The sequence below is a fragment of the Streptomyces sp. NPDC048643 genome (assembly GCF_040650615.1).
Lineage (GTDB): Bacteria > Actinomycetota > Actinomycetes > Streptomycetales > Streptomycetaceae > Streptomyces.
The window spans coordinates 1-7,842 of record NZ_JBEZHO010000100.1 but is presented as its reverse complement, the minus strand read 5'-3'; the positions used below and the strand labels follow the sequence as shown (position 1 = coordinate 7,842).

Genomic DNA, 7,842 nt, shown 5'->3' with positions numbered 1-7,842 from the left:
ACCGTTTCCGTATCCGATTTCCTCGGTGCTTTCCAGGTTTTCGCTTTCGCGTTTCCCTTTCCGGCGAGTCCGACTCTATCAGATCCTTTCGGGCCCGATTTCCTCGGCGCTTTCAAGTTCTGCGCTTTCGCGCTTTCCTTTTCAGCGACTCCGACTTTATCAGAATGTTTGGGCCGGATTCACCGGCGACCGTTTCTGAATCATCAGGAGGGGGGCTTCTTCGAATCGACGTGTCGATTACCTGGAGAAGCTCGCAGACTCTAACTGCTGCCGCCGGACGTGTCCAGTTCTAGGCAACTGTTCTAATCTACCTCCCCGAGCAACCCGTGTCAACGGGTCCCCTGGGGCGAAGAGGAGACTAGCAGCTCAGCGGAGGCCTACGCACATCAGGCGGCGGTGGGGAGAGTGGCGCTGCGCTCGGGGGCTTCGACGTCACCGGTATCGCCCGAGCGGACCGCACGGCCGCCGAGCACGTAGACGTACAGGAGGAAGGCCAGTTCAGCCGTGATTCCGATGCCGATGCGCGCCCACGTAGGGAGGCCGGAGGGCGTGACGAAGCCTTCGATGGCGCCCGAGATGAAGAGGACCAGGGCCAGGCCGACAGCCATTCCCAGCGCGGCGCGGCCTTCTTCCGCGAGCGCCGTGCGGCGGGATCGCGGACCCGGGTCGATGACCGTCCAGCCCAGGCGCAGGCCGGTGCCCGCGGCGACGAACACGGCGGTCAGTTCGAGCAGGCCGTGCGGAAGGATCAGCCCCAGGAAGGTGTCGAGGCGGCCGGCCGATGACATCAGACCGATGCCGACACCCACGTTGAGCATGTTCTGGAAGAGGATCCAGAGCACCGGGAGCCCCAGGAAGATGCCGAGGACCAGGCACATGGCCGCGGCCTGCGCATTGTTCGTCCAGACCTGGGCGGCGAAGGACGCGGCCGGGTGACTGGAGTAGTAGGTCTCGTACTCGCCGCCGGGGCGGGTGAGGTCGCGGAGCTGGCTGGGCGCGGCGATCGACGCCTGGACCTCCGGGTGCGCGGCGATCCACCAGCCCAGGAGAGCCGCTGTCGCCGTGGACAGCAGGGCGGTGGGCACCCACCAGTGGCGGGACCGGTAGACCGCGGCCGGGAAACCACGGGTGAGGAAGCGGGTGACGTCCCGCCAGGATGCTCGGCGGGTTCCGGTCACGGCGCTACGGGCGCGTGCCACGAGTTGGCTCAGCCGGCCGGTGAGCTGCGGGTCGGGCGCGCTGGACTGGATCAGCGAGAGATGGGTGGCGGTTCGCTGGTACAGGGTGACGAGTTCGTCGGCCTCGGCTCCGTTGAGGCGGCGCTGACGTCGCAGGAGGGCGTCGAGTCTGTCCCACTCGGCTCGGTGGGCGGAGACGAAGACGTCGAGGTCCATCGGTTTGCCTGCTCCTCGGCTGCTCGTCGGCGGCTCTTGGTCGATGTCAGCTTGTCTTACTGCGGCGCGATGTGCGCTCAGCTTGGCAGACTGGCGGTTCTCGGGGCAGGTCAGGGGAAGGGCGGCACGTGTGAGTGAGCTTGTGACGGGCGAGGCGGTGGCGCTGGAGCTGCGCCCCGCGAAACTGCCGAGCCGGGCGCTGGCCGTCGTGCTCGACCTCGCCGCGGCGATGGTGGTCTACCTCGTCGTGACGATCGGGCTCGTCGCCGCGACCGCCGCGCTGGACGACGCGGCACAGGTCGCCCTGTCGATCGCGAGTTTCCTTCTTGTCCTGGTCGGCGTGCCCATCGCGGTGGAGACGCTCAGCCATGGCCGGTCGCTGGGGAAGCTGGCGTGCGGTCTGCGGGTCGTACGGGACGACGGCGGGCCGATCCGGTTCCGGCACGCGCTGGTGCGCGGGGCGGTGGGAGTCGTCGAGATCCTCATGACGTTCGGCATCGTCGCGTGCATCGCCTCCTTGGTGTCCGAGCGCGGCCGTCGGCTCGGGGACGTGTTCGCCGGGACGCTCGTCGTGCGGGAGCGGATTCCTGTGGGGCGTATGCCTCATGTGCCTCCGCCGCCGCCCTGGCTCGCGGGACGCTTCGCGGAGCTCGATCTGTCCGCGGTGCCGGACGGGCTGTGGCTGGCCATCCGCCAGTACCTGACGCGGATGGGGCAGTTGGATCCGCGGGTGGGTGGCGCGATGGCGGAACGGCTCGCGATGGATCTCGCGGCGCGTACGGGAACGCCGCCGCCGCAGGGTGTGCCCGCGGGGGCCTATCTGGCGGCCGTGGTGCAGGAGCGGCAGGCCCGTGAGGCCCGTCGGGTGTTCGGAGGCGGCTCCGCCGCCGGTATGCCCCAGCCCGTTCCTGGCGGATATCCCTTCGGGCAGGGTGCGGGCGGTTACCCCCCGCCGATGGGTCAGGGCGGCTATCCCCCGCAGCCCATGAACACCGGCCCTGCCTCATCCCCTGCTCCTGTCGGCCACCCCGCGCAGGGAGGTCACGGCGGCTATCCCGCGCAGGGAGGTCACGGCGGCTATCCCCCGCAAGGCGGTCACGGCGCCTACGCCCCCTCTTCGGCTCCCGGTGGTTATCCGCCGCCCGCCGGAGGCGGCGGACAGCCGCCCTTCCCGCAGGGGCCCGGTGGCCAGTCCCTCCCGCCGGGGAGCGGTGAACATCCCGGACGGCCGGCTCCCGCCGCTCATCCCGTCGCGGCGCAGTCTCCCGCCGGTCCGCAGCCCGATCCGGCCCGGACCGGTGAGGATCGTTCGGACGGCGCGGGACAGCCCGCACGTGAGCCCGGGCAGGGCGAGCGGCCGGCGACGGGCTTCGCGCCGCCCGCGTAGCCGCTCCCGCCGGCGAGCAGATCCGCTTCCCCACGGTCGGGCGTCGTCCCTCACGCCGACATCGTCATCGGCGCCTTGTCCTGAGGTGCCGTCAGACGAACACCGACGGGGGTGACTCGAGGTCTTCCAGCTCGATGCCGGGGGCCGCGAGCACCACGTCCCCCGCGATGTGGACGGCGTGCTGCTCCCCGGTGTCCAGGGCTGTGACCTGGTATTCGTCCACGGTCAGGGGACCGTTGTCAGTGCTGTGTGTTTCGCTTGCGATCAAGGCCCAGGACTGGTCGAGGGTGCGCGGGGCGAGGACCGGGCCGGTGAAGGAGACGAGGCGTACGCGGGTTGCCGCGGTGCCGGCGGAAGGGGTGAGGCGCAGGAGACGGGCGGTGGCGACGAGGAACGCGGGGGAGGTGCCGGTGAAGGCGTGGGCTGCCACGTTTCCTTCGGTCGCCTCGGTGCCGGCGGGGTCGGTGCGGACCCAGGTCACGCCGTCGATGGCGGCGCCGCGCACCTGCCAGTTCGCGGAGTGGAGTTCGAGTCGGATGGGGCGGCCGAGCTCGTCGATGGCGAGGTCGACGGAGCCGGTGACGGTGTTTTCCCGGGGGAGGCCGTCGGGTCCCGTCGTGGAGGGGGTGGTGAGTTGGGCGACGTAGCGCCAGCCGGAGGGGCCGGGCGCGCAGTGGAAGTGCTCTTCACCGAGGGGGGTGTGATCGTGCGGATCATGGAGCGAATAACGGCCGCGGGGCATGGGCGTTCAGGTCCTCATCGGGGACAGGCCCCCGCCGGGAGGGCGAGGGCCTGCTGACATCCGGACGCCGAGCGGTGGTACCGCTGCTCGGCGGGTGTGCTCAGTAGCGGTAGTGGTCCGACTTGTACGGGCCCTCGACCTCGACACCGATGTACGAGGCCTGCTCGGGGCGGAGCGTCGTGAGCTTCACGCCGAGCGCGTCGAGGTGGAGACGGGCGACCTTCTCGTCGAGGTGCTTGGGCAGCACGTAGACGTCGGTCGGGTACTCCTCGGGCTTGGTGAACAGCTCGATCTGGGCCAGGGTCTGGTCCGCGAACGAGTTGGACATCACGAAGGACGGGTGTCCGGTCGCGTTGCCCAGGTTCAGCAGGCGGCCCTCGGACAGCAGGATGATGACCTTGCCGTCGGGGAACTTCCAGGTGTGGACCTGCGGCTTGACCTCGTCCTTGACGATGCCGGGGATCTTGGCGAGGCCGGCCATGTCGATCTCGTTGTCGAAGTGGCCGATGTTGCCGACGATCGCCTGGTGCTTCATCTTGGCCATGTCCGCGGCCATGATGATGTCCTTGTTGCCCGTCGTGGTGACGAAGATGTCCGCCTTGTCGACGACCTCGTCGAGGGTCGTGACCTGGTAGCCGTCCATCGCCGCCTGCAGGGCGCAGATCGGGTCGATCTCGGTGATGATCACGCGGGCGCCCTGACCGCGCAGGGACTCCGCGCAGCCCTTGCCCACGTCGCCGTAGCCGCAGATGACGGCGGTCTTGCCGCCGATGAGGGTGTCGGTGGCGCGGTTGATGCCGTCGATCAGGGAGTGGCGGCAGCCGTACTTGTTGTCGAACTTCGACTTGGTGACGGCGTCGTTCACGTTGATCGCCGGGAACAGCAGGGTGCCGTCACGGTGCATCTCGTACAGGCGGTGGACGCCGGTGGTGGTCTCCTCGGTCACGCCGCGGATCTCCGAGGCGAGCTGGGTCCACTTCTGCGAGCCCTCGCTGATGGTGCGGTTGAGGAGTTCGAGGACGACGCGGTGCTCCTCGTTCTCGGCGGTGTCGGCCGAGGGGACCTTGCCGTCCTTCTCGTACTTCACGCCGTTGTGGACGAGGAGGGTGGCGTCACCGCCGTCGTCCAGGATCATGTTCGGGCCGCCGGTGGGGGTGTTCGGCCAGGTCAGCGCCTGCTCCGTGCACCACCAGTACTCCTCCAGGGTCTCGCCCTTCCAGGCGAAGACCGGGACACCCTGGGGGTTGTCCGGCGTGCCGTTCGGGCCGACCGCGATGGCGGCGGCGGCGTGGTCCTGGGTGGAGAAGATGTTGCAGGAGGCCCAGCGGACCTCGGCGCCGAGGGCGACGAGGGTCTCGATGAGGACGGCGGTCTGGACCGTCATGTGCAGGGATCCGGTGACGCGGGCGCCGGCCAGGGGCTGGGCCGCTGCGTACTCCTTGCGGATCGACATCAGGCCGGGCATCTCGTGCTCGGCGAGGGTGATCTCCTTGCGGCCGAAGTCGGCCAGTGAGAGATCGGCGACCTTGAAGTCCTGTCGGCTGTCGACGGTCGTCATGACGAGCTGCTCCTCGGGTTCGGGGCGAGTTGGGCTGTTCTGCGCGGCGGTGGACACATACGAATGCCCGAGAGGGGCACGGACGTGCCCCGGCAGGACACAGGGGTGCCCGGTGCGCGCAGCGCAGTCCGTCGGAGGCCCTCTCTCCCTCGGCCGGTCCGCGGTGGGACCGCCCGACCGCCATCAGCAGCGACGTCTGGCTCAGTCACCCAAGCTACACCGGTGAGCCCGCCCGTCCCCAGTCCGCCTCCGGAAGGGACGGTGTCCGGGGGCGGAGGCCGAGGTGTCCTGGCGGCGCTGCGCGACGGACCTCTGCAGCCGGAGTCGTGGCTCCGGACCTGTGGATGTCGTGGGTTCCGGACCTGCGGATGTCGTGGGGTTCCGGGCCTGGGGATCGGGTGATGTTCGGCGTCCTCGATCGTGGGCAGGGTGCCAGGGCATCGGAAACATGTCAGTGGTTCCGCGGGCGTCCGCACGGCGTACCGCGGAACGTGGCGTTCAGGGCGCCGCAGGCGTTAGGAGATCGACGTGACCAGTCCGGCCGGCCCTCCCCCCACGGGCGACGGCGGTGACGAGCCGCAGCGGTTGAAGCTGCTGGCGGTGACCGCGTGCCCGACCGGCATCGCGCACACGTACATGGCGGCCGAGAAGCTCTCGCAGGCTGCGGAGCGCCTCGGAATCGACATCAAGGTGGAGACACAAGGATCGATCGGGGCTGAGAACGTCCTCGATGACAACGATGTCAGAGCCGCTGACGGGATCATCGTCGCGGCCGACAAGGATGTGGACCTCAGCAGATTCGCGGGCAAGCGGGTGATCACCGTCGGGGTGGCCGAGGGGATCCACCACCCGGAGCGGCTGATCGAGCAGGTCCGGTCGGCGCCCGTGCACACCGCGGACGGACCCGCGCCGACGTCCGGGAAAGGCAACGGCGGCGGCAAGGAGCGGAGCCTGCCGTACAAGGCGCTGATGAACGGGGTCAGCTACATGATCCCGTTCGTCGTGGTCGGCGGGCTGCTGATCGCGATATCGCTCTCGCTCGGCGGGCACACCGACCCCTCCGGTGGCCTGGTCATCCCGAAGGACTCCTTCTGGATGGACGTGAACAACATCGGTGTCATCGGCTTCACGCTGATGGTGCCGATCCTGTCCGGCTACATCGCCTACGCGATCGGCGACCGGCCCGCGCTCGTGCCCGGCATGATCGGCGGGTGGATCGCCAACACCGGCGCGCTGTACGACTCCAAGTCGGGCGCCGGGTTCATCGGGGCGATCGTGACCGGCTTCCTGGCCGGCTATCTGGTCCTGTGGATCAAGAAGGTCAAGGTCCCGAAGTTCGCCCAGCCGATCATGCCGATCATCGTGATCCCCATCGTCGCGACGACGGCGCTCGGCCTCTTCTTCATCTACGTCATCGGGAAGCCGATCTCGTGGGTCTTCGAGCACCTGACCAACTGGCTCAGCGGGATGACCGGGACCAGCGCGGTGCTGCTCGGCGCGATCCTGGGGCTGATGATCGCGTTCGACATGGGCGGGCCGGTCAACAAGACGGCCTTCCTCTTCGGCTCCGGACTCATCGCGACCGGCAACCAGACCGTCATGGGCATGTGCGCCGCCGCGATTCCCGTGATGCCGCTCGGCCAGGGCGTGGCCACCCTGATCCGCAAGCGCCTCTACACCGAGCAGGAGCGGGAGACGGGACTGGCCTCGCTGTTCATGGGCTGCTTCGGCATCTCCGAGGGCGCCATCCCGTTCGCCGCGGCGCGGCCCGCGCAGGTCATTCCGGCGAACATGCTCGGCGGTGCCGTGGCCGGTGCGGTCGCCGGACTCGCCGGGGTCAGCGACGCGGTCCCGCACGGCGGGCCGATCGTGGCGGTACTGGGCGCCGTGGGCGGCGTACCGATGTTCTTCGTGGCCGTCGCCATCGGTACGGCGGTGACCGCGCTGACGACCGTCACGCTGGTCGACGTCAGTGAGCGCCGGCGGCGCGGCGAGGTGCTGATCCCCTCGGCGCGGATGCCCGAGCCGGCGCTCGCCGGCGGAGGAGGCGCCGGCGGTACGGGGCCGGTGCGCGCCGGCTCGTCGAAGAGCGGCGACTCGACCGCCGAGTCCGCCGTGTCTCCCGTGTCCGTCGCCCAGGGCTCGGGGTCGACGGCCACCGCTGTCGCCGACGAGCCCGAGGTTCTCTCCGGGTATCTCACCGAGGAAACCGTCCGGGTGCGGCTCGCGGCGACGGACAAGGAGTCCGCGATCCGCGAGATGGCCGGACTGCTTGCGGCCACCGGCAAGGTCCGGGACGTCGAGGAACTGGTGCGGACGGCGCTGCGCCGTGAGGAGCAGGGCACCACGGGCCTCGGCGAGGAGATCGCGATCCCGCACGCCAAGACGGACGCCGTGAGCGCCCCGGTCGTCGGGTTCGCGCGGTCCGACGAGGGCATCGAGTGGGGCTCGCTGGACGGGACCAGGGCCCGGCTGGTGTTCATGATCTCCGTGCCGGAGGCCGCCGCGGGCGACGAGCACCTGCGGATCCTGGCACTGCTGTCGCGCAAGCTCATGGACCCCGCCTTCCGGGAGCGGCTGACGGCCGCGGCGGACGAGCGCGCGGTCCTCGCCGTACTGAGCGAGGTCGAGTAGTCGGCGGTCCCGCCACCGCCTGACCGCCGTACGACGTCGGGGCCCGCCTGACCCCAGGTGCAGGGCTCGGTCCTGCGCGTCGGCGACCGGATCCTGCTGGCCTGCCCGGGCGACCCGGACCGCCGCC

General features: G+C 69.9%; 5 protein-coding genes and 1 pseudogene. 3 read left to right on the top strand and 3 right to left on the bottom strand.

The features are described from left to right. On the top strand, positions 1 to 199 hold a 199-nt coding region (locus tag AB0C62_RS41880), incomplete at its 5' end, for a hypothetical protein (protein ID WP_362982529.1). A 187-nt stretch (positions 200 to 386) separates the two neighbouring features. Here the strand turns inward: AB0C62_RS41880 and AB0C62_RS41875 are convergent. Next, the gene (locus tag AB0C62_RS41875) at positions 387 to 1,394 is read right to left on the bottom strand and encodes a stage II sporulation protein M (RefSeq protein WP_362982527.1); all 1,008 of its coding nucleotides are present in this window, start codon (positions 1,392 to 1,394) and stop codon (positions 387 to 389) included. A 130-nt stretch (positions 1,395 to 1,524) separates the two neighbouring features. Here AB0C62_RS41875 and AB0C62_RS41870 point away from each other — a divergent pair. Beyond that, positions 1,525 to 2,280, top strand: a pseudogene (locus AB0C62_RS41870) (RDD family protein); the annotation flags it as partial. A gap of 592 nt (positions 2,281 to 2,872) precedes the next feature. Here the strand turns inward: AB0C62_RS41870 and AB0C62_RS41865 are convergent. Together AB0C62_RS41865 and ahcY are read right to left on the bottom strand one after the other, a co-directional pair. Then, positions 2,873 to 3,523: a hypothetical protein gene (locus AB0C62_RS41865; protein ID WP_362982525.1), complete on the bottom strand. Its 651-nt coding sequence runs from the start codon at positions 3,521 to 3,523 to the stop codon at positions 2,873 to 2,875. A gap of 100 nt (positions 3,524 to 3,623) precedes the next feature. Beyond that, on the bottom strand, positions 3,624 to 5,081 hold the full coding sequence (gene ahcY / locus AB0C62_RS41860; protein WP_362982523.1) for an adenosylhomocysteinase: 1,458 nt from the start codon (positions 5,079 to 5,081) through the stop codon (positions 3,624 to 3,626). A gap of 528 nt (positions 5,082 to 5,609) precedes the next feature. On the opposite strand from ahcY, the gene AB0C62_RS41855 reads away from it, so the two are divergent. After that, positions 5,610 to 7,715, top strand: a complete 2,106-nt coding sequence (locus AB0C62_RS41855) for a fructose-specific PTS transporter subunit EIIC (RefSeq protein WP_362982521.1) — start codon at positions 5,610 to 5,612, stop codon at positions 7,713 to 7,715. Positions 7,716 to 7,842 lie beyond the last annotated feature (127 nt).